Raw genomic sequence first — 24,156 nt, forward strand, 5'->3', positions numbered from 1 at the left:
GCCGGATGCAGCTGCGGCAAGGTCGCGCTAGAACGCGCGAATGATCCGCCTGTTCGTTCCCCACGACCTCTCGACCGGCGCACGCCTCGACCTGGACGAGGGGCAGAGCCGCTATCTCGCCGCGGTGATGCGGCAGGCGCCGGGCGACGCCGTGGCGGTGTTCAATGGCCGTGACGGGGAATGGCGGGCGGTGGTGGCGAGCGTGACCAAGCGCGGCGTCAGCCTCGATGTGGACGCCCTTGTCCGGCCGCAGGCCGAGGGGCCCGACCTGGATCTGGTCGTCGCCCTGGTGAAGCGCGCGCGGCTGGAAACCATCGTGGAGAAGGCCGCGGAACTCGGCGCCCGGCGCGTGCGCCCGGTGATCACCGAGCGGACCCAGGCCGACCACACCCGGGTCGACCGGCTGCAGGCCATCGCCGTCGAGGCTTCGGAACAGACCGGCCGGCTGGACGTGCCGCAGGTCCTGGAGCCGGTCCGGCTGGAGCGGATGCTCGCCGACTGGGAGGCGGGACGACGGCTGCTGTTCTGCGACGAGGCCGGCGAGGCGCGCCCGGTGCTGCAGGCGGTGGACGGCGCCGGCGCCTGGGCGATCCTGATCGGACCCGAGGGCGGGTTCACGCCGCGCGAGCGCGCCGCGCTGCGGGCGCTGCCCTTCGCGACGCCGGCGGGCCTGGGCCCGCGGATCCTGCGCGCCGACACGGCCGCGATCAGCGCGCTGACGCTGTGGCAGGCGGCGGTCGGGGACTGGCGATAGCCCCCGGCTCGGCACGGCCGCCCTACGCCTTGATCGCCGCCTTGACCGCCGCCGGCCGGATGGGCAGGTCACGCACCCGGGCGCCGACGGCGCGGTAGATCGCGTTGCCGATCGCCGGGCCGACCACGGTCGTCGCCGGCTCGCCCAGGCCCACGGGAGCCTCGGCCGAGGGGATGAACTCCACCTCCACGTCCGGCACGTCGCCCATCCGCAGCGGCGTGTAGGTGTCGAGGTTCACGTCCTTCACCTGGCCGTTCTCGAAGGCCGTGCCCTCGTGCAGCGCGAGGCTGAGGCCCCAGAGGGCGGCGCCCTCCACCTGGGCCAGCGCGCCGTCCGGGTTCACCACCGTCCCGCAGTCGATGACCAGGGTGAGCTTCTCGACCTTCACGGCGCCCGTGGCGGGCTCCACCCGCACGCGCGCGGCGCAGCCGGTCCAGGTGGGCATGTCGCGCTCCTGGCCGAAGGTCGTGGCGATCCCCAGGCCGGTGTTGCGCGGCAGCGCCTGCCCCCAGCCGGCCTTGGTCGCCAGGCGCTTGAGGACCGCGGCCTGGCGGCGGGCGCCGCCCACCGCGTTCGGCGCCGAGCCGGCGTTCCGGCCGCTCGCGTCCAGCATGGCGAGGCGGAACGCCACGGGGTCGACCCCCGCCTCAGCCGCGGCCTCGTCCATGAAGCTCTCGACGGCCCAGTTGGTGAAGCCGGGGCCGACCGAGCGCAGCCAGCCCGGCCGGAAGGTCTCGTTGGCGAGGTCGTTGCCGATCGCCCGCACCCGGTGGGCGCCGACGCTGTACCAATGGTTCGCGCCGTTGATCGCGAAGGGGTCGAAGGGGGCGTCGTTCGCGCCCTTGGGCATGAAGAACGGCGCCATGGCCTGGGTGGGCCACCCGGCGCAGCAGTCGTGCTGCATGGCCACGATGCGGCCCCCGTCCAGGGCGGCCTTCACCACCTGGACCGACGGTGAGCGTGGACTGTCGAAGCGGCTGTCGTCGGCGCGGGTCCAGACCACCTTCACGGGCTTGCCGCCGATCGCCTTCGACGCCAGCGCCGCGGCGACGGCGTAGTCGCCGTTGAGCCGGCGTCCGAACCCGCCGCCCAGGAGGTGGGTGCGAAGGACGATGGTCTCCTCCTTGCGTCCCAGCGCCTGCGCCAGCCACGGCAGGACCAGCGACTGCCACTGGTTGCCCGTGTGGATCTCGAACACGCCGTCCTTCTCGAAGGCGAGCGCGTTCACCGGCTCCATCTGGAAATGCAGCGCCGTGGAGGTGGTGTAGGTGTGCTCCACGGTCTTGCGCGCCGCTGCGAAGGCGGCGTCGACGCCCGGATCCTCGACGACGAGGCCGCCCTTCGACCGGTCGGCGATCAGCGCGCGGGCGCGGGCCTGCAGGTCGGCTTCCGAGACGCCGGCGCCGGGCCCCGGCGTCCACGTGACCTTGAGCGCCTCCGCGGCGCGGTCGGCGGCGACGAAGGTCTCGGCGTAGACCATCACGAGGCCGGGGACAGTGCCGGACGGGTCGTCCAGCGCAAGCGCGCGGATGAACCCGGGAACCTTGCGCGCCTCGCGGTCGTCGATCGACACGACCTTCGCGCCGTACCGGGTCGGCGGCAGCCTGGGCCGGGCGTAGACCATGCCCGGGACCTTGGCGTCGAGGCCGTAGACCGCCGAGCCGTCCACCTTGCCGGGGATGTCCCGCTGCGGCGCGGGCCGCCCGAGCAGGCGGCGGGTGGTGGCGGGCTTGGGCTGCAGCTTCGCCAGATCCTCCGGGGACCAGCGCCGCGAGAGGTCGCCGCGGGCGACGATCTCGCCGTAGCCGATGGACTTGCCGCCCAGCGTGACGCGGCCGTCGCGGGCCGTCGCCTGCGCGGGCGGACCGCCCAGCAACCTGGCGCCGGCCTCCACAAGGGTGATGCGGCCGGCCGCCGCCGCCTGGCTGTAGAGAGGATAGGACTGCCACACCGACCAGGAGCCGCCGGTGACCATCAGGCCCCACTTGGGGTCGCTGTCCACGTGGACGAAGCTGACCTTCGACCAGTCGGCCTCGAGTTCCTCGGCGACGATCCGGGCGATGGCCGTGCCGACGTGCTGCCCCATCTCGGCGCGGATGATGTGGGCGACCACGTTTCCCGAGGTGTCGATGGTGTACCAGATGGTCGGTGCATAGGTCCCGGCGGCGCCCGCCGGAGCCGACAGGGCGAATGTGGCGCCCGCGGCGCCGACGGTGACCAGGAAGCCGCGGCGGGAGAGATCGGTCGGGGCGTTCATGCCTTCGCTCCCTGCCCGGCGGCGAGCTTGATCGCGCGGCGGATCCGCAGGTAGGCCATGCAGCGGCAGAGGTTGCCGGTCATGGCGGCGTCGATGTCGGCGTCGCTCGGCTGCGGCTTGGATTTCAGCAGGGCGGCGGCCTGCATGATCTGGCCCGACTGGCAGTAGCCGCACTGCGGCGCCTGGGCCTCGATCCAGGCCTTCTGCAGTGGGTGGCTTCCACCCAGGCCCTCGATGGTGGTGACCGCCTGCCCGGCGACCGCCGACGTGGGCGTTATGCAGGCGCGGACGGCCTCACCGTTCACGTGCACCGTGCAGGCGCCGCACTGGCCGATCCCGCAGCCGAACTTCGTGCCGGTGAGGCCGATCTCGTCGCGCAGCGTCCAGAGAAGCGGGGCGTCGTCGGGCGCCTTGGCGGTGACCTCGCGGCCGTTGAGTCTGAAGGTCGTCATGCTCCCCTCCCAAGTCGCGCTGACGCGCCAGCGGACGCCATTCCGGCCCCGGCGGCAAGAGGATTAGCGAAGCTCTTCGTGCGGCGACGCGCTGCGCCGCGCCGCCGCGAGCCGCAGCAGCGCGACGCCCAGCAGCAACGAGGCCAGCGAGCCCACGACGACGCCGGCGCGCACCTGCGTCTGGCGGGCCGGGTCGGCGTCGGGGAAGGCCAGGGCTCCGATGTAGAGGCTCATGGTGAAGCCCACGCCGCAGAGGGCGGAGACTCCGTAGAGTTCCAGCCACTTGGCCCCGGTGGGCCGCCGCGCCCACTTGAGCCCGATCGCCAGCGCTGCGGCGCCGAAGATCCCCAACTGCTTGCCGAAGAAGAGGCCTGCGGCCACGCCGATGCTGACGGGGCCCAGGGCCTTGCCGGTTTCCGCGCCGAGCGTGAAGCCCGCGGCCGTGAAGGCGAAGAGCGGCAGGATCAGGAAGGCGACGTAGGGGTGCAGCGCCTCCATGGTCTCGTTCAGGACCCCCGGCCCGCCCGGGCGCTTCGGCTCCAGGGGCATGCAGAAGGCGGCCGCGACGCCGGCGATCGAGGTGTTGATCCCCGACTTCAGGGTGAAGGCCCAGAGGAGCAGCCCGCCGGCGACCCAGAAGGTGTAGGGCGCGGTCCGCCAGCGTCCCATGGCGGCCAGGACCGCGGTCGTGATCGCGGCCGCGGCCAGCATCGGGAAGCGTAGCTCGGTCGTGTAGAGCACCGCGATCAGCGCCACCGCCACGAGGTCGTCGAGGATCGCGATGGTGAGCAGGAAGACCCGCAGCGTCGGTGGCAGGCGGGGGCCGGCCGCGGCCAGGGCGGCCAGGGCGAAGGCGATGTCGGTGGCGGTCGGGATCGGCCAGCCGGCCGTGCGGCCGTCCGCGGCGACGCCGTTGACCGCGAGGTAGACGAGGGCCGGGACGGCCACGCCGCCGGCCGCCGCCAGGATGGGCAGCGCCAGCCTGCGCGGGTTCGACAGCTCGCCGCGAGCGATCTCGTACTTGATCTCGAGCCCGACGACGAAAAAAAAGACCGGCATCAGGAGCGACTTCACCCAGCCGCCCAGGCTCATGGTCTCCTCGAAGGGGCCGATCCGGACCGGCGTCGGCTGATGGATGAAGCCGTAGTAGCTCGCCGCCCACGGGGAGTTCGCCCACGCCACGGCGGCCAGCGCGGCGACGACCAGCAGCGCGCCCGATCCCGTCTCGGTCTTCAGGAACTCCAGCGTGGAGCGGCGCGGCATGGCCCTGCCTATCAACGGCCTCGGCCCCGCTCTAGCGAAATCGGGCGCGCCCACTAAGCTGTCGCGATCCATTGCCCGAGGATCGCCATGAGACTGACCAAGCCCCGGATCGCTCCGCTCACCGACGGCGAGCTGACGCCCGACCAGGTGGAGGCGCTGAAGCCGGTCCGCAACGGGACCATGGGCGTCCTGAACATCTTCCGCACCCTGGCCCATGCCCCGAAGGCGCTAAGCCGATTCAACGACTGGGGCTCGTACGTGCTCTCGCGGCGCAACGACCTGCCGGCCCGGGAGCGGGAGATCGTGATCCTCCGCATCGGCTACCTCTGCAAGTCGGGCTACGAGTTCACCCAGCACACCCGCATCGGCCTGCAGAGCGGCCTCAGCGACGCCGAGATCGAGGCGATCAAGCGCGGCGCGGACGCGGGCTGGTCGCCGGCCGACGCGGTGCTCATCCGGGCCTCGGACGAGCTGCACGCCGACCAGTTCATCACCGACGCCACCTGGGCCGAGTTGCGCCGCCACTACACCGAGAAGCAGTGCATGGACGTGGTGTTCACCGTCGGCCAGTACACCCAGGTGTCCATGATCCTGAACACCTTCGGCGTGCAGCTGGACGAGGGGCAGACCCTCGACCCCGAGCTGAAGGGGTACTGAGATGTCGGGGCGGCTCGCAGGCAAGGCTGCCGTGGTGGTCGGCGCGGGACAGACGCCGGGCGAGACGGTCGGCAACGGCCGCGCCATGGCGCTGCTGTTCGCCCGAGAGGGCGCCCGGGTGCTCTGCGTCGACCGGCTTCTGGAGCGCGCGGAGGAGACCGCCGCCATGGTGGTGGAGGAGGGCGGGACGGCCGCCGCCCTCGGCGCCGATGTCGCCCGCGCGGCCGACTGCGCCCGCATCGTCGAGGCCGCGACGAGCCAGCTGGGCCGGCTCGACATCCTGATCAACAACGTCGGCATCGGCGGCGGCGACGGCCCCGCCCACCGCCTGGAGGAGGCGGCGTTCGACCGTATCCTGGCCGTCAACCTCAAGGGCATGTGGCTGACCATCAAGGCGGCCCTGCCGGTGATGCGCGAACAGGGCGGCGGCGCGATCGTCAACATCAGCTCGCTCGCCGCGCGCGCCGGCGGCATCCAGCTCGCCTACGAGCTGTCGAAGGCGGGCGTGAACCGGCTGACCACCTCGGTCGCGCAGTCGAACGCCCGCTACGGCGTGCGCTGCAACGCCATCATGATGGGCTACATGGACACGCCCATGGCGGTTTCCGGGATCGCCCAGGTCAGCGGCCGCTCCCCCGCCGAGGTCCGCGCCGAGCGAGACGCGCGCGTTCCGCTGGGCGGCAAGATGGGCACTGGCTGGGACACGGCCTACGCGGCGCTGTTCCTCGCCTCGGACGAGGCGGCCTTCATCTCGGGCGCGATCCTGCCGGTGGACGGAGCCATGGGCGTGCGCATCGGCTGACGGCGGAACGTGGGGCGCCGCCTCCGCGTTACCGCCGCCCGAGGGGCGCCGAGCAGGAGAGCTTCGCCATGAACAGCATCATCTATCTCGTCGGCCTGGTGGTCGTCGTCCTCGCCGTCCTGGCGTTCCTGGGCATCGCCTGAGGTTGCCCCTGCGCCTTGGTCGCGGGTAGGTCGGGGCATGCCCCCGTCCAGCGCCTACCGGCCCGACCCGCAATTCCCGGCTCTCGGCGGCGAATTCGCCGATCCCGTTCGCGCGGCGGACTTTCCCCAGGCCATCCTGCGCTACCGCAATGACCGCGCCGCCGCCACGGTGGGTCTGGACAGCCTGACCGACGCGGAGTGGCTCGCGCACTTCGGACGCTTCGAGCCGCTGCCCGGCAACATCGACCCGCCGCTGGCGCAGCGCTACCACGGCCATCAGTTCCGCGTTTACAACCCGGACCTGGGCGACGGCCGCGGGTTCCTGTTCGCGCAGTTGCGTGAGGCGGGAACCGGGCGGCTGCTCGATCTCGGCACGAAGGGGTCGGGCGAGACGCCCTGGTCGCGCCAGGGCGACGGTCGCCTCACGCTGAAGGGCGGCGTCCGCGAGGTGCTGGCCACCGCGATGCTGGAGGCGCTGGGCGTGCCGACCTCCCGTTCGTTCTCGCTGGTCGAAACCGGCGAGGCGCTGGTGCGCGGCGACGAGCCCAGCCCCACGCGCTCGTCCGTCCTGGTCCGCCTGAGCCACGGCCACGTGCGTTTCGGCACGTTCCAGCGGCACGCCTACTTCGAGGCCAAGGACCGGATCACCGCCCTGGTGGACCATGTGATCGGCGCCTATTACCCGGACCTTGAGGGCAGCAACGACCGGCCCGTGGCGCTGCTGGAAGCCGTCGTGGCGCGGTCCGCCCGCCTGACGGCGCGCTGGATGGCCGCGGGCTTCGTGCACGGGGTGCTCAACACCGACAACATGAACATCAACGGCGAGAGCTTCGACTACGGACCGTACCGTTTCCTCCCGCACTCGGACCCAAACTTCGTCGCCGCCTACTTCGACCATGCCGGCCTCTACAGTTTCGGGCGGCAGCCCGAGGCGGTGTTCTGGAACCTGCAGCAGCTCGCCGGCTGCCTCAGCCTCGTGGCGGACAGCGACCCGCTCGTGGACGCCCTGAACGGCTTCGGCCCCGCCTACCGGAACGAGCTCACCGCCGCCATGCTCGCGCGGCTGGGCGTGCGGCCGCAGGATCCCGACGCCGACGCGGCGCTCGTGCAGGCGAGCTTCCGCGCCATGGCCGAGGGCGGGGAGCGCCTTCGTTGGGAGCCGTTCTTCTTCGACTGGTTCTGTGGCGCCGAGCCTCGCGCCATGGCGGGCCCGCGCGCCGACCTCTACGCCGAGCCGCCCTTCGCCGAGTTCCGGGCGCGGCTGTCGGGCTACGCGGCGGAGCGGCCCGAGCGGCTGGAGCACCCGTACTTCGCCCGCCCCGAGCCCGAGGAGCTGCTGATCGACCAGATCGAGGCGCTGTGGGCGTTCATCGCCGAGGCCGACGACTGGAGCGTCTTCCACGAGAAGCTGGCGCGGATCGAGACCGCGCGCGTCGCGTGGGGCCTGGCCGTCTAGCTGCTGCGCTTGCGCGACGCCCACTGCGCCAGGACCACGCCCGCCAGGGTCGCGACGGCGCCCAGCGCCTGCAATCGCCCGATCGGTTCAGCGAACAGCGCCCAGCCCAGGTAGGCTGCGACCACCGGCTGGATCAGGACCACGACCGAGGCCGTGGAGGTGGGCAACCGTCCCATCGCCCAGGCGATGGAGCCCTGGCCGCTCACGTGCATCAGACCCAGGCCGACCAGCGCGCCCCAGCCGAGCATCGTGGCGGGCAGCAGGTCTTCGCCCAGGAGCAGCGCGGAGATGAGCATCAGCGGCGCGCCGACGACGCTGACCCAGAACATCAGCTTGCTGGCGCCCTCGGTCTTGCGGCCCTCGCCCATGGCCAGGAAGTAGAGGGCGTACCAGAGCGCGGTCAGGGCCGAGAGGACGTCGCCCAGCGGCTGGTTCCGCAGACCGCCGCCGCCCTTCTCGATCGCCATGAGCCAGGCGCCCCCGACAGCCGCCGCCACGGCCAGCAGGAACAGGCCGCTCGGGCGCTGGCGCAGGAATATCCACGCGAAGGCGGTGACCACCACGGGCGTCAGGTTCGACAGCACCGTGGCGTTGGTCACCGAGGTGTAGTGGATCCCGTAATGCCAGAAGCCCAGGTCCAAGGCGAAGAAGACGCCGGCCAACAAGGCCATCTTCGACGGCCGCCCCAGGTTCCCGGCGGTGCGGCGGGTCATCACCGCCAGCAGCGGCAACGCGAAGGCGAGCCGCCAGAAGCCGGCCGCCGCGGGCCCCGCCTCGGCCAGCCGCACCAGGATCGGCGACAGGCCTATGATGCAGGCGCCCAGGAGCAGCACGGCCAACGCCCGCCAGTCCGTCCGCGCGCCGCTCTGCGTCGCCGCCTCAGCCAAAGCCCAGTTCCTTCCGCAGATCGGCCGGGCTCATACCCTGTTCGCGCAGGGATCGCAGCGTCTGCGCGCGATCGCGCTTGGCGAGGCGCTTGCCGTCGGGGCCCACCAGCAGGCTGTGGTGACGGTAGGCGGGCGTCGGCAGGCCGAGGAGGGCCTGCAGCAGCCGCTGCACATGCGTCGCCTCGAAGAGGTCGCGCCCGCGGATCACGTGGGTGACGCCCTGCAGCGCGTCGTCCACCACGACCGCCAGGTGGTAGGCCACGCCCACGTCCTTGCGCGCGAGCACCACGTCGCCGCCGAGTTCGGGGCGAGCGGCCACCTCGCCCTGGCCCTCTTCCAGGAAGCCGAGGCCCTCGAACCCCCCGAGCCTGCGCGCCGCCGCGTCCAGCGACAGGCGCCATGCGAAGGGCTCGCCGGCCGCCAGGCGGGCGGTCTCCGCCGCCGGCGGCAGGGGCGCGCCGCGGAAGACGTCCATCGCGCCGTGCGGGGCGCTCATCATCGCCTCGGCGATCTCGCGGCGCGTGCGGAAGCAGCGGTAGAGCAGCCCGTCAGCCTCCAGCCGGGCCAGTGCGGCCTGGTAGTCGGCGGCGTGCTCGGACTGGCGCCGGACCGGCGTTTCCCACGCGAGCCCCAGCCAGGCGAGGTCCTCGTAGATGGCGGCCTCGAACTCGGGCCGCGAGCGGGTGGTGTCGATGTCCTCGATGCGGAGGATGAAGCGGCCTCCGGCCTCCCGGGCGGCCTCGAACGCGGTCAGCGCCGAAAAGGCGTGCCCCTTGTGCAGGTAGCCGGTCGGCGACGGCGCGAAGCGGGTGGCGAACACCCGCGTGGCGTTAGCACCCGTCGTGGTCCTTCGGGAACAGGCCCATGTGGTTGAAGACCGCGTCCAGGAACTGGCGCTCGCCGCCCAGCTCCGCCTTCAGGTGCTCGAACTGCTTGAAGCCGGCCATCTCGGCCAGGCCGTGCGCGGCGCACCAGGCGGCCACGGTGGCAAGCTCCAGGTGCGTCTCGGCGCTGGGGTCGGCCCCGTGCTCGATCAGGGTGTCGCGCACCATGCAGTAGGCGTTGCCGTTCTCGGGATTGGCGTCCTCCACGTCCATGGGGAGGGCTTCCTTGTCACGGGCGGCGTCGTACATGACCCGGTAGAGGGCCGGATTGTCGCGGGCGAAGCAGACGTAGGAGATGCCCAGCGCCGTCAGCTGCTCGCGCCCCTCGGTCCGCGCCTTGGCGTCCAGCATGGCCAGCTGCAGCATTTCCCAGCCTTCGTGGGCCACGGCGTCGAGCAGCTCGGCCTTGTCCTTGAAGTGGTGGTAGGGCGCCGCCGGGCTGACGCCGGCCTCGCGCGCGACGGCGCGAAGCGAAAGCGCGCTCGGGCCCTCGGCCTCGAGAAGGCGTCTGGCGGCGTCCACGAGGGCGCGCCTCAGGTCGCCATGGTGGTAGGGGCGGGATTCGGCGCTTTTAGCTTCGCTCATGGCATTACCATAATTTCATATCTAAGCGCTGTACAGATGCCATTGACGGCCCAGCTTGGGCGGCCTATCTGAGCGCTGTTCAAATAGAAAACACCCCCGCTCCCCCGGGGTTCAAACTGAAAGGTGTGTGTCATGTCTCTCGCAAAGTTCGAACGGATCTTCGACCGTCTGGCTCCCTCGTTCCTGCTGTTCCTCGGCGCTGTCGCGGCCGTGGCCACGGTGGGGCTCGGCGCCTAAGGGACCTCCCTCCCGAAAGCCGAAGACGACAGGAGGGGCCCCTGAGCGGGCCCCTTTTTCGTCGCGCCGGTCCGCGCACGCGGATCCGCAGAACCGTCCGGCGAAATCGCTGATCTGTGCAGTGTTCAGATAGTGTTATCCATTGGCGGTCTAAACGGCGGCGCCCGCTCCCCCGGGCCCCCCAATTCGTAACAAACTCAAGGTGTGTGTCATGTCTCTCGCAAAGTTCGACCGTTTCGTTCCGACCTTCCTGCTCTTCCTCGGCTTCGTGGCCGCGGCCGGCACGGTCGGCCTGGGCGCGTAGCCCTCCCCACCCGGCAGGAACCGAGGAGGGGCCCGCGAGGGCCCCTTTTCGTTTCGGGACCCTTCCCACCAGCCGATGCAAAATCGCATAGCCGGACACCGGGAATAACTATCTAGACAATGCTTAGATATATGCTATCTGAGCATCGTTCAGATGAACGCCCGCCTCGCCGCGGGCACATTCGAGAAAGGAGACCTCCGATGACGATGAATCGAATCCTCGATTTCGTCGTGGCGTACGCGGTTCTGGGCCTGACCCTGACCGTGGCCGGCGCCACCGCCGTTCTCGGCGCCTGATCCATGCGCCGATCCTAGGAGCCTCGCCCGTCCTCGCGATCGGGCGAGGCCATCCCGCGCAGAGCTCCGCACCGCCCGCGTCCGTCGTAGATGTGTCTCCGAATCGGGCCTATAAATTCCTCGCTCGCATCGATTTCATCCGTCACTGAGGTGCTGTCTTCAGTCCAGAGTCGATCGCCATAATGCCCTCGAGGCGTCCGGGGAGGCCCTGCCGTGCAGGTGCTTAAGTCTCCGCCCTCGGGATGGCCCTGCCTCGTGCTGAACGCCGACTTCCGCCCCCTGTCGTACTACCCGCTCTCGCTGTGGCCCTGGCAGGAGGTCATCAAGGCCGTCTTCCTCGACCGCGTGGATGTCGTGTCCACCTACGAGCAGGAAGTCCGCTCTCCATCCTTCGCCATGAAGCTTCCCAGCGTCGTCTCGCTGAAGCAGTACGTGGCCCAGGACCGGCCGCCGGCCTTCACGCGGTTCAATCTCTTCCTGCGCGACGCCTTCACCTGCCAGTACTGCACGGCGTCAGAGGACCTGACCTTCGACCACGTCATCCCCCGCTCCCGCGGGGGGCGGACGACGTGGGAGAACATCGTGACCGCGTGCGCGCGCTGCAACCTCGCCAAGGGCGGGCGGACGCCCGGCGAGGCGCACATGCACCCGCGGCAGAAGCCGCGCCGGCCGACGGCGTACGAGCTCCAGGAGCGGGGCCGCAGGTTTCCGCCCCACCACCTGCACGAAAGCTGGCTGGACTACCTCTACTGGGACATCGAGCTGGAGGCCTGATCGTCCTCCAGCAGGCGCGTCACCGCCGTCGTGACCACCGCCTGCGCGTCCTCGGGGGCCAGGCCCTGCTCGCGCCGGAGCCTGGCCCAGGCCTCGAAGCTCATGAGCAGATCGAGCGCCTCGAGCCGCATCGGATCCTTGGCGATGGCCGGCGGGAGCTCCTGCAGGATGCGCTCGCGCATCTGCACCACGAGCTTCGCGTAGTCCGACCCCAGGAACTTGGAGCGGTGCTGGAAGGCGGTCGCGGCGCGTCGGAAGGGCGTGATGGCCTCGAAGATGCGCGCGCGGCGCGCGATCTGCTCGAACAGGCGACCGCGCCAGTCCTGCGCCTCGAAGGGCTGGTCGACGATGGCGCGGAGTTCGCGCTCCATCGCGCGGGAAATCTCCCGGTAGAGCGTGTCCATGTCCTGGAAGTGGCGGAACACGGTGCGCAGGCCGACGTCGGCGCGCTCGGCGACCTGCTCGGCGCTCGGCGCGACCTCGCCTGCGCAGATCAGGTCCATCATCGCCGCCACGATCCGCTCGCGGTTGTCCTGCCCGCGTCGGCGGCGGCCATCCAGCAGTTGCGGCGCCTGGGTCATGTCCTCATCTCGCCTGCCTCTCGGCGGGTGTCGAGCAGCTTCGCGCGTCCGGCTGTTGACCCTTCGATATAGTGGCACGCATAATGTCACTATAGTCTTGGGTGGAGGATTGTCGCGATGGAGGTTCTGAGGACGCCGGAGGCGCGTTTCGCGGGGCTGAAGGACTGGCCTTACGCGCCGCGCTACGCCGAGGTGACCGACGGCGACGGGACCCGGCTGCGCCTGCACTACGTGGATGAGGGTCCGCGCGACGGGGCGGTGGTGCTGCTGATGCACGGCGAGCCCTCGTGGGCCTACCTCTATCGCCACATCATCGCCGGGCTCGTCGCGCGCGGACACCGGGCGATCGCGCCGGACCTCATCGGCTTCGGCCGGTCCGACAAGCCGGCCCGACGCACGGACTACACCTACGAGCGCCACGTGGACTGGATGAGCCAGTGGCTGACCGGCCTGGGCCTGCAGGACGTCACGCTCTTCTGCCAGGACTGGGGCGGGCTGATCGGCCTGCGCCTGGTGGCCGCGTTCCCCGAACGCTTCGCGGGCGTGGTGGTGGCCAATACCGGCCTGCCCGTCGGCGGCGGGATGACCGACGGCTTCAAGGCCTGGCTCGAGTTCAGCCAGAACGTCCCGCAGATGCCCATCGGCATGCTGCTGAACGGCGGCTCGGCGCGCGACCTGAGCCCCGAAGAGGTCGCCGCCTACGACGCGCCGTTCCCGGACGAGAGCTACAAGGAAGGCGCGCGGCAGTTCCCGACGCTGGTGCCGGTGACGCCGCAGCACGCCTCGGTGGCCGAGAACCAGGCCGCCTGGAAGGTGCTCGAGCGGTTCGAGAAGCCGCTCGTCACCGCCTTCAGCGACGGTGACGCGGTCACGCGGGGCGGCGAGGCGCCGTTCCAGGCCCGGGTTCCCGGGGCCAAGGGCCAGCCGCACGTCACGCTCAAGGGCGGGCACTTCCTGCAGGAAGACAGCGGTCCCGAGATCGTCGACCTGCTCGACGCGATGATCCGCCGCCGCGGGTGAGGGAGAAAGCAGCCATGCAAGTGATCAACCAGGTGATGCCGCGCCCCGAGCAGGCGATGGCCTTCTTCGGCGGCGAGGAGGATGGGCCCTTCGTCATGGTCAACCTCCTGAAGTTCAAGCCGAAGGCCGAATACCCGGACGGGTCCGACGCGGACCTGAGCGGCGCCGAAGCCTACGCCCGTTACGGTGAGGCGGTGCGGGTGCTCGTCGAAAAGCTGGGTGGCCGGGTGCGCTACTCGGGCCAGGTGACGGGCCTGATGCTGGGAGAGGTCGAGGAGCTGTGGGACATGGTGGCGCTCGCGGAGTACCCGTCGCTGGCGGCCTTCCGCAGCATGGCCATGTCGCCCGAGATGGCGGCCATCGAGCACCACCGGAAGGCGGGTCTCGCGGGGCAGCTGAACATCCGGACCAAGCCGGGCGAGGGGTTCCTCTAGGCCTTCCGCGCCAAGATGCGGGTGGCGTGAGGCCGGCCGGATCGGCCCTCCTGCGCGACCCTAGGTCGCCGGTCCCGCCCGGCTCCGCAGCGAGAGCACGAGGAACACGGCCGCCAGGACGGCGGTGACGGGGCTGGCGTAGTGCTCGGGCGGATGATGGCCGCCGGCGGGCGAAAGCACCCACGCGTGAAGGCTCATCAGGGCGCGCTCCACGATGACCAGCGCCAGGAACAGCGGCGTGAGGCTGCGGTAGCGCACGACGACGGCCAGCATGGCGAGGCCGAGGGCCAGCTGGGTGGAGCCCTCCCAGCGGAAGACGCTGACGATCAGGTCGCGCCGGTCGCCCATGTCGAGGCCCGCGATCTCGCTGGCGCCGCCGTCCGGGAGGAAGCTGTGGATCAGCCCGGGGATGATCGTGCCCGCGGTCGCCAGGCCCAGGAACCAGACCGAGGCGCGGGCGCCGCGGTACTGGTCGTTCGTGGAGGGGGGCAGGAAACTCATGCGAGGAGCCTGCCCGCGCCGACGGCGCTGTCCGCCGCTGTCTGCGAGGCTAGTTGTCCCATAGGACGTACTCCTGCCCCGCACGCTGCTTCACGCCGCCCGGCTGATCGATGAAGATCGGGCCCTGGAGCAGGGAGGGCCAGGCGGGCCGTACGGTCTCGGCGTCCTGCGCCTTCAGCAGCGCCAGCATGCGCCGCGTCCGCTCCGGCTCGGCCCGGGACAGGTCGCGCTGCTCGGTCGGGTCGCTGGCCAGGTTGTGAAGCCAGACCTTGCCCTGGGCCTCGCTGGACTGGAGCTTCCAGTCGCCCTCGATGACGGCCTTGTACTGGCCCGACCGCCAGAACATCGCCTCGTGCGGCCGGCCCTGGGCGCGGCCCTGCACGAAGGGCGTCAGGTCCACCCCGTCGATCTTGCGGTCGGTGGGCGTGGCGGCGGCGGCCGCCGCGGCCGCGGTCGCGAAGATGTCCACGTGGCCGACCGGGTGCGGGTAGCGGGAACCGGCCGGGATCGCCGCCGGCCAGCGCATGAAGAACGGCGTGTGGATCCCGCCCTCGAAGAAGGTCGATTTCCAGCCGCGGTACGGCCTGTTGATATCGGGCAGGCCGACGTAGCCGGCGCCGCCGTTGTCGCTGGTGAAGATGACCAGCGTGTTCCGGTCGAGCCCCTCGTCCTTCAGCGCCTTCAGGATCCGGCCGACGTTCCAGTCGAGGTTGCGCGCCATGGCGCCATAGACCCGCAGCCGGTGGTCCTTGATGTGGGGCAGGGCGTCGTAGTCCGCCTTCTTGGCCTGCAGCGGCGTGTGGATGGCGTTCGGCGCGAAGTAGAGGAAGAAGGGCCGGTTGCGGTTGGCGCGGATCGCCTTCACGGCCTCCTCGGCCAGGTAGTCGGTCATGTAGCCGCGCGGCTCGAACATCGGCGAGCCGTTGAACTGCACCTGGTAAGGCAGGTTGGGCCACAGGAAGCGGTCGATCGCGTCCCAGGGCTGCTTCGAGTTGACCACGTCCTTGTGCTTTTCCGGCAGGTACATCGAGGCGCCGGAGATGAAGCCCAGGCTCTCGTCGAAGCCCTGATCCTCGGGGCGCGACCCCGCCTTTCCGCCCAGGTGCCACTTGCCGAAGTGCAGGGTGTGGTAGCCGCGCGCCTTGAGCACCTCGGCGATGGTGACCTCCGAGGCCGGGACGCTCAGCGTGTTGACCGCCTGGGGCGAGCTTTCGGTCGAGCCGGGCGGCATGTCCTTCAGCCGCTCCTTGAAGAACTTCGGCCTGACGATCGCGCCGGGTTCGGCCTCGGTGCCGACCATCCGCTCGAAGGCGACGGGGGCCGGCGTGAACTCGAAGCCGAAGCGGGTGGCGTAGCGGCCGGTCATGATCGCGGCGCGGGAGGGCGCGCAGGTGGCGTTGCCCGCATAGCCGTTGGCGAAGCTGACGCCCTCACGGCCGATCGAGTCGATGTTGGGCGTCGGCACGGCGCCGTTCGCCACGCCGCCGCCGTTGAAGGTGATGTCGTTGAAGCCCAGGTCGTCGACCAGGATGAACACGACGTTCGGGGGCCGCTGGCCCTGCGGCGGCGTCTCGGGCCCCTGGGCCCAGACGACCGGCCGGTTCGGCTCGACGTGGGGCAGGCGCGCACGCGCGATCATCGACAGGATGGTGGTGCGGTTCAGGTAGGCCGCGCCCAGCGCGACGCCCAGCGCGAGCACGCCGGCGGCCAGCCATGTCCACAGCTTCATGGCGGATCCTCCCCCTCGACGCCGTCACCGGGCGCCTGGGAAGGACATTATATAGTGACACTCATTGTGTCGATAGTTTCGCGCGGCTCAGGAGGGGTGCGTGCGCTGGCGGAATTCTTCCTCCTCGGCGGCGTACCGGTCGGGGTGCGAGTACTCCTCCCGCGTGGCCGCCTCGGTGATGGGATCGTTGGCGCGGTTCCGTCGGCGGTTCTGCATGACCGCCCAGACGATCACGGCCAGGAGCGCCAGCGCGCCGAGGCCGTACCAGAGTTCATGTGTGTACATGGCAGTCTCCTCGACCAGAGAAGCGCCGGGGAGAACGAGGGGTTCCTCAGGCCAGGGGCAGCGTGACCCGAGCGGTCAGGCCCTGCGCCTGCGGCAGCAGTTCGACGTCGCCGCCATGCGCCCGAGCCGTGGCGCGCGCGATCGGCAGACCCAGGCCGATGCCCCCGGAATCCAGGTTCCGTGAGGCGTCGGCGCGGTAGAAGGGCTGGAACACGCGCTCGAGGTCGGCGGGCGAGAGGCCGGCGCCATTGTCCTCGATGTCGACCACGGCCTGGCCGCCCTCGCAGCGCAACCGGATGCGGGCCTGGCCGGCGTACTTCAGCGCGTTCTCGACGAGGTTCACGAACATCCGCTGCAGGGCCACGGCGTCGCCTTCCACCATGGCCGGGCAGGGCTGGAGGATCTCCACGTCGCCCCCCACCAGGGCCGCGTCGTCGACGACGCACTCGACCAGCGACAGCAGGTCCAGCTTCTCGCGGCGCCGCGGCGTGGACTCGTCGCGGATGAATGCAAGCACGCCGGCGATCATCTGCTCCATCTGCCCGACGTCGGACAGCACCGAGTCCCTGAGGCGCTCGTCGGCGCCCTCCAGCTTGAACCGGATCCGCGCCAGCGGCGTGCGCAGGTCGTGGCTGATCGCGCCGACCATGGCGGTGCGGTCCTCGATGTAGCGCCTGAGGCGACCCTGCATGTCGTTGAAGGCGGCCGCCGCCGCGCCGATCTCGGCCGGACCCGTAAGGACGACCGGCGGGGCGTTGGGGTCGCGTCCCAGCCGCTCGGCGGCCTCCGCGAAGCGCTTCAAGGGCGCGGTGATGCGGCGGGCGAAAAGGAACACCGCGGGGGCCACGACGCCGAACGCCGCCGCCACGAGGAGCAGCATCCGCCGCTGCCAGTCCGTGGGGAACGGCTCGGGGGCGGACCGCACGACCGTCCACATCCCGTCGGAGCGGCGCACGGCGGCGCTGAAGTCGCCGATCACCGGCGCTTCGCGCATCAGCAGCAGGTGCAGGCCGGGCGGCGGGCGGCCGGGATGGCCCTCGTCCATGCGCATCTCGAAGCGCCGGGTCTCGACCAGGGCGTCGGGGCCGGCCGGCCCCGGCGGGGTGCGCTTCTGATGCTCGACCACGATGCGCCCGACGATGGGCTCGCGCAGCATCCGCTCGAGCCGTCCGGGACGGCGGTGGACGAGGCGGACGTCGGCGCCGGGCTTGCCCAGAGCGGCGGCGAGCGCCGCCACGGGGGGCGGACGGCCGTGGCGGGAGGCCTCGAACGCCTCGGGCAACGCGACGCTCACGCTGCGCAACATGGGCCGGCCGTCGCGGCTTGCCAGCGAACCCCCCTCGAGCGCCTGGGCGATCTCGCTGACGCGGTAGATCGGCGGCCGGGGCGGGGGGAAGAGCGCGACGACGGCGAACAGCAGCAGGTGCATGGCGGCCATGCACGCCAGCACCAGGAGGATGAGCTGCACCGCGATGCTGGCGCGGGGCTGCGCCGGCAGCCTCATGGCCGGGTCACGGCCACGTCGAACATGTAGCCCGCGCCGCGCACCGTCTTGATGATCTCGCCATCCGAGCAGGCGTGCAGCTTGCGGCGCAGGCGGCTGATCTGGACGTCGACCGCGCGGTCGAAGACGTCGGAGTCGTCGCCGCGGGCGATGTCGAGCAGCTGATCCCGCGACAGGATCCGCTGCGGGTGGTCGAGGAAGGCCGACAGCAGCTGGAACTCGCCCGAAGTGAGCAGGATGGTTGCGCCGTTCGGCGCGCGGAGCTGGCGCCGCAGGGCGTCGACGACGAAGCCCTGGAACTGGAAGGCGCGGCCCTTGCGCGGCGCGCCGCCGCGGACCTCCTCCAGCCGGCGGAACACGGCGCGCACCCGGGCGAGCAGCTCGCGGGGGCTGCAGGGCTTGGCCAGGTAATCGTCGGCGCCGAGCTCCAGGCCGAGAATGCGGTCGATCTCCTCGCCCATGGCGCTGACCATGATGATCGCCGGGCCCCCTTCCGCCGACAGGCGGCGGCAGATGGAGAGTCCGTCCTCGCCCGGCAGCATGAGGTCCAGCACGACGAGGTCGATGGGAGCCTGCGCGAGCAAGGCGTCCATCTGGCCCGCGTCGGCCGCCGCATGCACCTGGAAGCCGTGGTCGGCCAGATAGGACGTGACCTGCTCGCGCAGCTGGGAATCGTCCTCCACCACCAGGATATGGCGGCCGGACAGGACGGATGGCGCGGGCGGCATGGCGGATCCTCTCGCCGCCGACTGTGGCGCCGTCATCGCGACTTCGCCACAATCGGCGGCGTGCGCGGCGCGCCGTGGTCAGTGACCATGCGGCGCGTCAGGAGCGTCCTTGCGGATGATGACCCGCCGCTCGACCGGGCCGCCGTGCATCATCATGCCGGGGCCTCCGCCCATCATCGGGCCATGGCCGGGGCCGCCGTGGCCGCGGAGCCGCTGCAGCGCATCGAACGCCTTCTGCTGATCGGCCGAGAGGGCGGCGTAGAACCTGGCCAGCGCCTCCCGGCGGCTGGCGTGGGCGGCCCGCATGGCCTCCTCGCGCTTCGCCATCTCCTCCAGGCGCTGCGGCGTGGTCATCGGCTTGTCGTCGGGCGTCATCCTGCGTTCCACCCGCTGCGGCCCGTGACTCGCGAGGAAGGCGCTGAGCGCCGCCTCCTGGTCCGGCCGCAGGCGCAGGAGGATCTTCAGGTCCTCGGCGTGCTGCTTCATCATCGCCTCGTGCCGCGCCTTCATCTCCTCGGGCGGCGGTCCGCCGTGGCGCATCATGCGGACCTCGGGACCGGGACCCGACGGCTGGGCGAAGGCGGCGCCGGCGGCGAGAGCAAGCGGCGCGAGGGCGAAGATCAGACGACGTTGCATCGGGACTCCTGCTGTTGGCTGTCGGGCATTCTGGCGCCGCCGTCGCGAACCTTGATGGCGGGCTGTGCGCCGGCGCTGAAACGTTCGTGCAAATGTCCGCCCTTGGGCCGCGGAGAATCGTTACGAAACCGTCATCCACACGCCCTACCGCCGCCGCAACGGCTTCCTAAATAAGTAGGGCCTCCGGGCCGCGGCCGCTCTCTCCCCCAGGCCCGCGCCGCTGGAGGCCCCGATGACGCCTCGCCCTCCCCCCGCAGGCGTTCGGAACGCGGCTCCCCCGAACCCCCAACCGGGGGAGCCGCACGTCCCTTCTCCCGTCTCGACACTTGGGATCGCCGCCTGACGGCTCGAGGCCCTGTCAGGTCGAACGGCGCCCAATCTGCTTTCCGCAGTGGCAAGACCGCCGCTGGAGAGCCCGCATGTTCCGTTTCGATCCACCCCGCATCGCCGTCGCCCTGAAGCGGCTGGCGCCAGTGGCCGCTTTCGCAGCCTGCGTCGCGGGCGCGGCGCCAGCCGCGGCGGCTCAGTACTTCCTGGCCTCGTCGACGATGAACACGTCGCGGACCGGTCAGATCAGCGGGCCCGGCTACAGCGCCCACGTCTACATGGCGCCCATCCGGTTCACGGCCTACGAGGGGACCAGCGCCACCGGTCCGGGGTTCGATTTCCTGGGCTTCTGCGTCGACATCTTCCACGGCATCGGCCTGGGGACGCTGAACCTGCAGTACGACGACGCCTACGATCTCACGACCGACTCCAAGTACAAGACCAGCACGCCATTCCAGGGCGGTACGGCCCTCAGCGGCGGCCAGCGGACCCAGGTGGCGCGCCTCGTGAACTACGGGACGCTGGTCTACAACAACGCGCCCAACACCATCGACACGGTGAACCGGCTGTCCGCGCTGCAAGGCGCCATCTGGCAGGTGGTCAACCCGGGCTATACCGTGACCGGCAGCAACGCCGCCGTGAACAGCTACATCGCCGCCTATTCGGGCTCGAACTACCTGGCGAACCTGACGGGCTACGGCCCGGTCCACAGCGGGATCACCTTCATCAGCGAGACCGGCAAGTACGGCACGTCCTCGGCGCACCAGGCCTTCGCGCTGGCGGCGCCGGTTCCTGAGCCTGGGACCTGGACGCTCATGATCGGCGGGTTCGCCCTCGCCGGCGCCATGCTGCGCCAGGCTCGCCGCCGTCCGGCGCCGGTCCGGATCCGGGTCTAGCGGAAGACGTGAATCCCGCCGGCGCCGCGGCCCGGCGCCTCGGCCAGCCCGCGGATCTCCAGCTGGGCCCGGCGCGCGCCGCACACGCAGCGCAGGCGATGTTCCATGTCCTGCACCAGCTGACGGCCCAGTCCCTGGGCGATCCAGGGCCTGGGATCGATGACCGCCTCGCGCCCGCATCCGCAGCGGGCCCATAGACTGGATCGCGCGGCGGTCGCCCAACCGAGCCGCGCCTCGCCGAAGGTCAACTCCCGCGCCAACTGCCTGCTGCCGTCCGCCATGTGCGACTCCCTTGGCGCGAACAAAAGCAGAACTCGCGACGCTTGGCGACTCCGCTGAGGCTGTGTTTTTGCCCGATTCTCAACCCGGCGTGGTCGGCTTGGATGCGGCCCAACGCTCGGCGAAGGCATACAGCGGCGTGAAAGCTGTGAGGAACTCGCGGCCTTCCTCGCTGAGGCCGTAGCCGCGGCCGGCCGTGTGATCCACCAGACCCGCCGCGCGCAACTCGGCGAGCCGGGCCTGCAGCACCGTCGGGGAGGCGTCGTCGCAGGCGCTGCGCAGCGCACGGGCCGTCAGCGCGCCGTCCCGCAACTCCCAAAGGATGCGCAAGGTCCAGCGGCGACCCAGGAGGTCCAGGAGCGCCATGATCGGGCGCCCCGTGCGCGAGCCGCGGACGGGGCGATCAGCCATGCTTGACCCTTGCTACTGAAAATGTAACGTTCATGCTACTGATAGCGTAGCAATGAGGTGAGGCGATGCCAAGGATCGCGCCGCTGGAACCACCGTACCCGGAGCCGGTCCGGCAGGGGTTCGACGCCATCATGCGCGGCGCCCCGCCGCTCCTGCTGTTTCGCACCCTGGCGACCAGCGAGCGGGCATGGCGGAAGTTCAGGGCGGGCTCGCTGCTCGACCCTGGACCCCTCAGCCTCCGTGACCGCGAACTGGTCATCGACCGCACCACGGCCCTGGCCCGCTGCGAGTACGAATGGGGCGTGCACGTGCAGATCTTCGCGCGCGCGGCGGGGCTTTCGCCGCAGGAGGTCGACGCCACGGCCACGGTCGGCTCGGACGCCCCGTTCTGGACGCCGGCCGAGCGGGCGCTCCTCGAGGCGGTGGAGGCCTTGCACGAGAGGGCCACCTTGTCGGACGCCGAGTTCGCCGCGCTGCGCGCCCACTACGACGAAGCCGCCGTGTTCGAGGTGCTGCTCCTCTGCGGCTTCTACCGAACGGTGGCGTACGTGGCGAACGGACTGGACCTTTCCCTGGAGCCGGACGCCGCCCGGTTCCCGGCGCGCGAAGCCTAGACCTTCTCGCTGATCTTGATCGCCGCCCGGCAGCCGGCGCCGATCACGGCCGACAACAAGCCGTAGCCCGGCGCCTCGCGCGCGCCTTCCTCCAGGGCGTGGTCGCGGTGCGCAACCTCGTCGTCGCGGAACTTCGCGAGCTCGGCCGCCAGTTCCGGCTCGCGCTCGGCGAGCTCGGCGACCTGGTCCGCGTAGTGGCCCTCGATCACCGTCTCGACGGCCTCGGTGCAGGCATGCGCGGCCTTCTCTCCGAGCAGGGCGGTGCCCGCGCCCAGGGCAAAGCCGGCCACGCGCCACAGGGGCGTGAACAGCGTCGGACGGACGCAATGCTCGGTCAGAAGGCGATCGAAGCGCGCCAGGTGCTCGGCCTCCTGGGCCTGCATCTCGGCGAAGTGGCCGGCCAGCTTCTCCTGTCCGCGCGCGCGTTCGAGGACAGCGCGCTGGCCGCGGTAGATCTGCACGGCCGCCAGTTCGCCGGCGTGGTCGACCCGCAGGATCTCGGCGAGACGGGCCGCCGCCGCGCCGCGGCCGGGGCGGGGGGGCACAGGCTTCTGCGTCATCCCTTGGCGTGCTCCCTGAGCGCCGCTGCGGCGGAGAGCGCGGCCAGCCCGATCGAGATGACGGCGTTCCAGCCCGCCATGGAGAGCCCGGCGAAGACCCAGGGGGCCTCGTCGCAGGCTGGCGGCCGAACCTTCTCGCCGGCGAGGAACGCGGCCATGTCCGCGGCGCTGACGCCCGCGGCGCCCGCGCTGGCGCAGGCCTCCGGCCCCGGCCAGAACTTCCATTCGGCGCCCGCGTGGTACCCCGCGACGCCCGCCCCGAGCAGGAACAGGGCGCCGAGGATCCAGCAGGTCAGGGGCCGCCACCTGGGGCCGCCCGGCATCCGGACCAGGGCCATGAACACGACGCCCAGCGCCGCGATCGTCCAGTAGACCTCGCGCTGGCGCAGGCACAGCGTGCAGGGGGCGTAGCCGCCGAAGGTCTCGAAGGCGTGCGCCGTCGCCAGCATGGCGGCCGCCACGAGGACGCAGCAGAGCCGCCAGCGGTCGAGGAAGGGGCGGAGGGCGGTCATCGCCGGCGCTTATCGCCCGGAACACCTCGCTAGAGGAAGACCTTGATCGCCACGATCCCGCCCACGAGCAGGATGAGGAGGAGCACGGAATAGAGGTTCAGACGCCGCTCGAACTCCTCGAGCATGGCCGGTCCGAAGTACTTCAGGATCGCGGCCACGAGGAAGAAGCGGGCCCCCCGGGTCACGATCGAGGCCCAGATGAAGGTGAAGAGGCTGAACTGCGCGAAGCCCGCCGTGATGGTCACGAGCTTGTACGGGATGGGCGTGAGGCCCTTCACCAGGATCACGCCCAGGCCCCATTCGTCGAACCACTTCTGGAACTCGGCCTTGCCCTCGGGGTGGCCGAACACGTTGAGGATGAACTGTCCGACGGGCTCGAGGAAGACGCCGATGGCGTAGCCGAGCAGACCGCCGAGCACCGAGGCGATCGTACAGATCCCGGCGTAGACGAACGCCTTGTTTCGATTGGCCAGCACCATCGGCGCCAGCATCACGTCGGGCGGAATCGGGAAGAACGAGCTCTCCGCGAACGAAACCACGAACAGCGAGGCCGGGGCGTGCCGCGAACGCGCCAGGCCCATCACCCATTCGTAGAGTTTGCGGAACATGCCTCTCCCTGACCTGGATTCTGCCCGTCTGCCTAGCAGTCGCCGTCCCAGCTGTCGCCGCTGCAGCCGCCGTCGATCTTCTTTCATCCAGAAGTAGACCTAGCTTGACTTACGCGTGTGATGGGCGCCGCCAATGGCGCCGCTGGGGCGGGCATTTCCTCTGGAGGTCCGCATGAAACGACTTCTCGCTGCCGCCGCACTCGCGTCGGGACTTTCGGTGGCGTCTGGCGCGGGCGCGGCGGTTTTCGTCGTGGACGCGCTCCTGCACTCTTCTGACGGCGGAGCCGGCGCCGGCCTCGACACGGTGGTGCTGGACGCCGGCGATCTCTTCACCGTGAGCGTCGGACCCGACGACCTGTGGAGCGCGGGCGCCTTGCCTCGCTGGTCGGACGCCGATGGGCTGACCGGCGACCGGACCGCCACGGGTTCGGATGAGTCTGGCCAGGCGGCGGGCGTGCTCATCGGCACGGACTTCGGCCTTTTGACCCTGAGCGGCTTCTCGGCGCCCTATGGCAGCCTCGTCGGACAGATCGGGGCGGGGCCGGGAAGCTACCGCCTGCTCGGGACCAGCTTCTCAGGCGCCGCCTGGGCGAGCGGGACGCTGAAGCTGTTCTATTGGGACACCTTCACCGCCGACAACACGGGCTCGGTGGCCGCTGATGTGACGGTTGTCCCGGAGCCGGCCGTCTGGTCGATGATGATCGCCGGCTTCGGTCTCGCCGGCGCGATGCTGCGGAGCCGGCGGCGCATCGCGCCGGCCTGACCGGCCCGTCGCGCCGG

The 24,156-nt window shown here is 70.9% G+C and carries 28 protein-coding genes; 10 read left to right on the top strand and 18 right to left on the bottom strand.

Annotated elements, in window-relative coordinates; translation table 11 throughout:
• Positions 1 to 40 precede the first annotated feature (40 nt).
• Positions 41 to 754 carry a 16S rRNA (uracil(1498)-N(3))-methyltransferase gene (locus AC2D8W_RS05555; protein ID WP_484670698.1) on the top strand — a complete coding sequence of 238 codons (714 nt, stop codon included), beginning with the start codon at positions 41 to 43 and terminating at the stop codon, positions 752 to 754.
• A 22-nt stretch (positions 755 to 776) separates the two neighbouring features.
• Here the strand turns inward: AC2D8W_RS05555 and AC2D8W_RS05560 are convergent, their stop codons facing one another.
• The 3 genes from AC2D8W_RS05560 to nhaA all read right to left on the bottom strand — a co-directional run bounded on the left by AC2D8W_RS05560 (position 777) and on the right by nhaA (position 4,726).
• On the bottom strand, positions 777 to 3,011 hold the full coding sequence (locus tag AC2D8W_RS05560; protein ID WP_484670699.1) for a xanthine dehydrogenase family protein molybdopterin-binding subunit: 2,235 nt from the start codon (positions 3,009 to 3,011) through the stop codon (positions 777 to 779).
• Positions 3,008 to 3,463 carry a (2Fe-2S)-binding protein gene (locus AC2D8W_RS05565; protein ID WP_293483042.1) on the bottom strand — a complete coding sequence of 152 codons (456 nt, stop codon included), beginning with the start codon at positions 3,461 to 3,463 and terminating at the stop codon, positions 3,008 to 3,010. The genes AC2D8W_RS05560 and AC2D8W_RS05565 overlap by 4 nt, the downstream gene beginning before the upstream one ends.
• Before the next feature lie 63 nt (positions 3,464 to 3,526).
• Entirely contained in the window at positions 3,527 to 4,726 is a 1,200-nt protein-coding gene (gene nhaA, locus AC2D8W_RS05570; protein ID WP_484670700.1) for a Na+/H+ antiporter NhaA, read from the bottom strand.
• Positions 4,727 to 4,813: 87 nt separating this feature from the next.
• On the opposite strand from nhaA, the gene AC2D8W_RS05575 reads away from it, so the two are divergent.
• The 3 genes from AC2D8W_RS05575 (at position 4,814) to AC2D8W_RS05585 (ending at position 7,784) form a co-directional block, all read left to right on the top strand.
• On the top strand, positions 4,814 to 5,383 hold the full coding sequence (locus AC2D8W_RS05575; RefSeq protein ID WP_484670701.1) for a carboxymuconolactone decarboxylase family protein: 570 nt from the start codon (positions 4,814 to 4,816) through the stop codon (positions 5,381 to 5,383).
• Between the two features lies 1 nt (position 5,384).
• On the top strand, positions 5,385 to 6,185 hold the full coding sequence (locus tag AC2D8W_RS05580; protein WP_484670702.1) for an SDR family NAD(P)-dependent oxidoreductase: 801 nt from the start codon (positions 5,385 to 5,387) through the stop codon (positions 6,183 to 6,185).
• A 180-nt stretch (positions 6,186 to 6,365) separates the two neighbouring features.
• Positions 6,366 to 7,784 carry a protein adenylyltransferase SelO gene (locus tag AC2D8W_RS05585; protein ID WP_484670703.1) on the top strand — a complete coding sequence of 473 codons (1,419 nt, stop codon included), beginning with the start codon at positions 6,366 to 6,368 and terminating at the stop codon, positions 7,782 to 7,784.
• Here AC2D8W_RS05585 and AC2D8W_RS05590 read toward each other — a convergent pair.
• From AC2D8W_RS05590 to AC2D8W_RS05600, 3 genes are read right to left on the bottom strand one after another with little or no spacing between them, the layout of a single operon-like run.
• Positions 7,781 to 8,671: a DMT family transporter gene (locus tag AC2D8W_RS05590; protein WP_484670704.1), complete on the bottom strand. Its 891-nt coding sequence runs from the start codon at positions 8,669 to 8,671 to the stop codon at positions 7,781 to 7,783. The two genes, AC2D8W_RS05585 and AC2D8W_RS05590, sit on opposite strands and share 4 nt — an antisense overlap.
• The gene (gene gluQRS / locus AC2D8W_RS05595; protein ID WP_484670705.1) at positions 8,664 to 9,491 is read right to left on the bottom strand and encodes a tRNA glutamyl-Q(34) synthetase GluQRS; all 828 of its coding nucleotides are present in this window, start codon (positions 9,489 to 9,491) and stop codon (positions 8,664 to 8,666) included. Before gluQRS ends, AC2D8W_RS05590 begins: the two co-directional genes overlap by 8 nt.
• Before the next feature lie 10 nt (positions 9,492 to 9,501).
• Complete coding sequence (locus AC2D8W_RS05600; protein WP_484670706.1) at positions 9,502 to 10,140, bottom strand: TetR/AcrR family transcriptional regulator; 639 nt, start codon at positions 10,138 to 10,140, stop codon at positions 9,502 to 9,504.
• 1,050 nt (positions 10,141 to 11,190) lie between these two features.
• On the opposite strand from AC2D8W_RS05600, the gene AC2D8W_RS05605 reads away from it, so the two are divergent.
• The gene (locus AC2D8W_RS05605) at positions 11,191 to 11,751 is read left to right on the top strand and encodes an HNH endonuclease (protein ID WP_293483051.1); all 561 of its coding nucleotides are present in this window, start codon (positions 11,191 to 11,193) and stop codon (positions 11,749 to 11,751) included.
• On the opposite strand, the gene AC2D8W_RS05610 is transcribed toward AC2D8W_RS05605, so the two are convergent.
• Complete coding sequence (locus AC2D8W_RS05610) at positions 11,724 to 12,332, bottom strand: TetR/AcrR family transcriptional regulator (protein ID WP_484670707.1); 609 nt, start codon at positions 12,330 to 12,332, stop codon at positions 11,724 to 11,726. The genes AC2D8W_RS05605 and AC2D8W_RS05610 overlap by 28 nt on opposite strands.
• Before the next feature lie 117 nt (positions 12,333 to 12,449).
• Here AC2D8W_RS05610 and AC2D8W_RS05615 point away from each other — a divergent pair, with 117 nt between their 5' ends.
• Together AC2D8W_RS05615 and AC2D8W_RS05620 are read left to right on the top strand one after the other, a co-directional pair.
• Complete coding sequence (locus AC2D8W_RS05615) at positions 12,450 to 13,352, top strand: haloalkane dehalogenase (protein ID WP_484670708.1); 903 nt, start codon at positions 12,450 to 12,452, stop codon at positions 13,350 to 13,352.
• 14 nt (positions 13,353 to 13,366) lie between these two features.
• Entirely contained in the window at positions 13,367 to 13,786 is a 420-nt protein-coding gene (locus AC2D8W_RS05620) for a DUF1330 domain-containing protein (RefSeq protein WP_293483056.1), read from the top strand.
• A gap of 60 nt (positions 13,787 to 13,846) precedes the next feature.
• Here the strand turns inward: AC2D8W_RS05620 and AC2D8W_RS05625 are convergent, their stop codons facing one another.
• From AC2D8W_RS05625 to AC2D8W_RS05650, 6 genes are all read right to left on the bottom strand, one after another.
• Positions 13,847 to 14,287, bottom strand: coding sequence for a hypothetical protein (locus tag AC2D8W_RS05625; RefSeq protein WP_484670709.1), 441 nt, complete (start codon positions 14,285 to 14,287; stop codon positions 13,847 to 13,849).
• 49 nt (positions 14,288 to 14,336) lie between these two features.
• Entirely contained in the window at positions 14,337 to 16,016 is a 1,680-nt protein-coding gene (locus tag AC2D8W_RS05630; protein WP_484670710.1) for a sulfatase-like hydrolase/transferase, read from the bottom strand.
• Positions 16,017 to 16,103: 87 nt separating this feature from the next.
• The gene (locus tag AC2D8W_RS05635) at positions 16,104 to 16,301 is read right to left on the bottom strand and encodes a hypothetical protein (RefSeq protein WP_484670711.1); all 198 of its coding nucleotides are present in this window, start codon (positions 16,299 to 16,301) and stop codon (positions 16,104 to 16,106) included.
• A 46-nt stretch (positions 16,302 to 16,347) separates the two neighbouring features.
• The gene (locus tag AC2D8W_RS05640; protein ID WP_484670712.1) at positions 16,348 to 17,805 is read right to left on the bottom strand and encodes a sensor histidine kinase; all 1,458 of its coding nucleotides are present in this window, start codon (positions 17,803 to 17,805) and stop codon (positions 16,348 to 16,350) included.
• Positions 17,802 to 18,533, bottom strand: a complete 732-nt coding sequence (locus AC2D8W_RS05645) for a response regulator (RefSeq protein ID WP_484670713.1) — start codon at positions 18,531 to 18,533, stop codon at positions 17,802 to 17,804. Before AC2D8W_RS05645 ends, AC2D8W_RS05640 begins: the two co-directional genes overlap by 4 nt.
• A gap of 78 nt (positions 18,534 to 18,611) precedes the next feature.
• Complete coding sequence (locus AC2D8W_RS05650; RefSeq protein WP_484670714.1) at positions 18,612 to 19,169, bottom strand: Spy/CpxP family protein refolding chaperone; 558 nt, start codon at positions 19,167 to 19,169, stop codon at positions 18,612 to 18,614.
• Between the two features lie 419 nt (positions 19,170 to 19,588).
• Here AC2D8W_RS05650 and AC2D8W_RS05655 point away from each other — a divergent pair, with 419 nt between their 5' ends.
• Complete coding sequence (locus tag AC2D8W_RS05655) at positions 19,589 to 20,392, top strand: PEPxxWA-CTERM sorting domain-containing protein (RefSeq protein ID WP_484670715.1); 804 nt, start codon at positions 19,589 to 19,591, stop codon at positions 20,390 to 20,392.
• On the opposite strand, the gene AC2D8W_RS05660 is transcribed toward AC2D8W_RS05655, so the two are convergent.
• Together AC2D8W_RS05660 and AC2D8W_RS05665 are read right to left on the bottom strand one after the other, a co-directional pair.
• A complete protein-coding gene (locus AC2D8W_RS05660) occupies positions 20,389 to 20,673 on the bottom strand; it encodes a hypothetical protein (protein ID WP_484670716.1) in 285 nt (94 codons plus the stop codon). The genes AC2D8W_RS05655 and AC2D8W_RS05660 overlap by 4 nt on opposite strands.
• A gap of 79 nt (positions 20,674 to 20,752) precedes the next feature.
• Positions 20,753 to 21,082 carry a winged helix-turn-helix transcriptional regulator gene (locus tag AC2D8W_RS05665; RefSeq protein ID WP_484670717.1) on the bottom strand — a complete coding sequence of 110 codons (330 nt, stop codon included), beginning with the start codon at positions 21,080 to 21,082 and terminating at the stop codon, positions 20,753 to 20,755.
• 65 nt (positions 21,083 to 21,147) lie between these two features.
• Here AC2D8W_RS05665 and AC2D8W_RS05670 point away from each other — a divergent pair, with 65 nt between their 5' ends.
• Positions 21,148 to 21,696, top strand: coding sequence for a carboxymuconolactone decarboxylase family protein (locus tag AC2D8W_RS05670; protein WP_484670718.1), 549 nt, complete (start codon positions 21,148 to 21,150; stop codon positions 21,694 to 21,696).
• Here the strand turns inward: AC2D8W_RS05670 and AC2D8W_RS05675 are convergent.
• From AC2D8W_RS05675 to AC2D8W_RS05685, 3 genes are read right to left on the bottom strand one after another with little or no spacing between them, the layout of a single operon-like run.
• On the bottom strand, positions 21,693 to 22,256 hold the full coding sequence (locus AC2D8W_RS05675; RefSeq protein ID WP_484670719.1) for a demethoxyubiquinone hydroxylase family protein: 564 nt from the start codon (positions 22,254 to 22,256) through the stop codon (positions 21,693 to 21,695). The two genes, AC2D8W_RS05670 and AC2D8W_RS05675, sit on opposite strands and share 4 nt — an antisense overlap.
• Positions 22,253 to 22,768 (bottom strand): disulfide bond formation protein B, encoded by a 516-nt coding sequence (locus AC2D8W_RS05680; RefSeq protein WP_484670720.1) that lies wholly within the window; start codon positions 22,766 to 22,768, stop codon positions 22,253 to 22,255. Before AC2D8W_RS05680 ends, AC2D8W_RS05675 begins: the two co-directional genes overlap by 4 nt.
• 29 nt (positions 22,769 to 22,797) lie before the next feature.
• Entirely contained in the window at positions 22,798 to 23,376 is a 579-nt protein-coding gene (locus tag AC2D8W_RS05685; protein WP_484670721.1) for a YqaA family protein, read from the bottom strand.
• Positions 23,377 to 23,548: 172 nt separating this feature from the next.
• Here AC2D8W_RS05685 and AC2D8W_RS05690 point away from each other — a divergent pair, with 172 nt between their 5' ends.
• A complete protein-coding gene (locus tag AC2D8W_RS05690) occupies positions 23,549 to 24,139 on the top strand; it encodes a PEPxxWA-CTERM sorting domain-containing protein (protein WP_484670722.1) in 591 nt (196 codons plus the stop codon).
• The last annotated feature ends 17 nt before the right edge of the window (positions 24,140 to 24,156 follow it).

Source organism: Phenylobacterium sp. T106 (genome assembly GCF_057219735.1).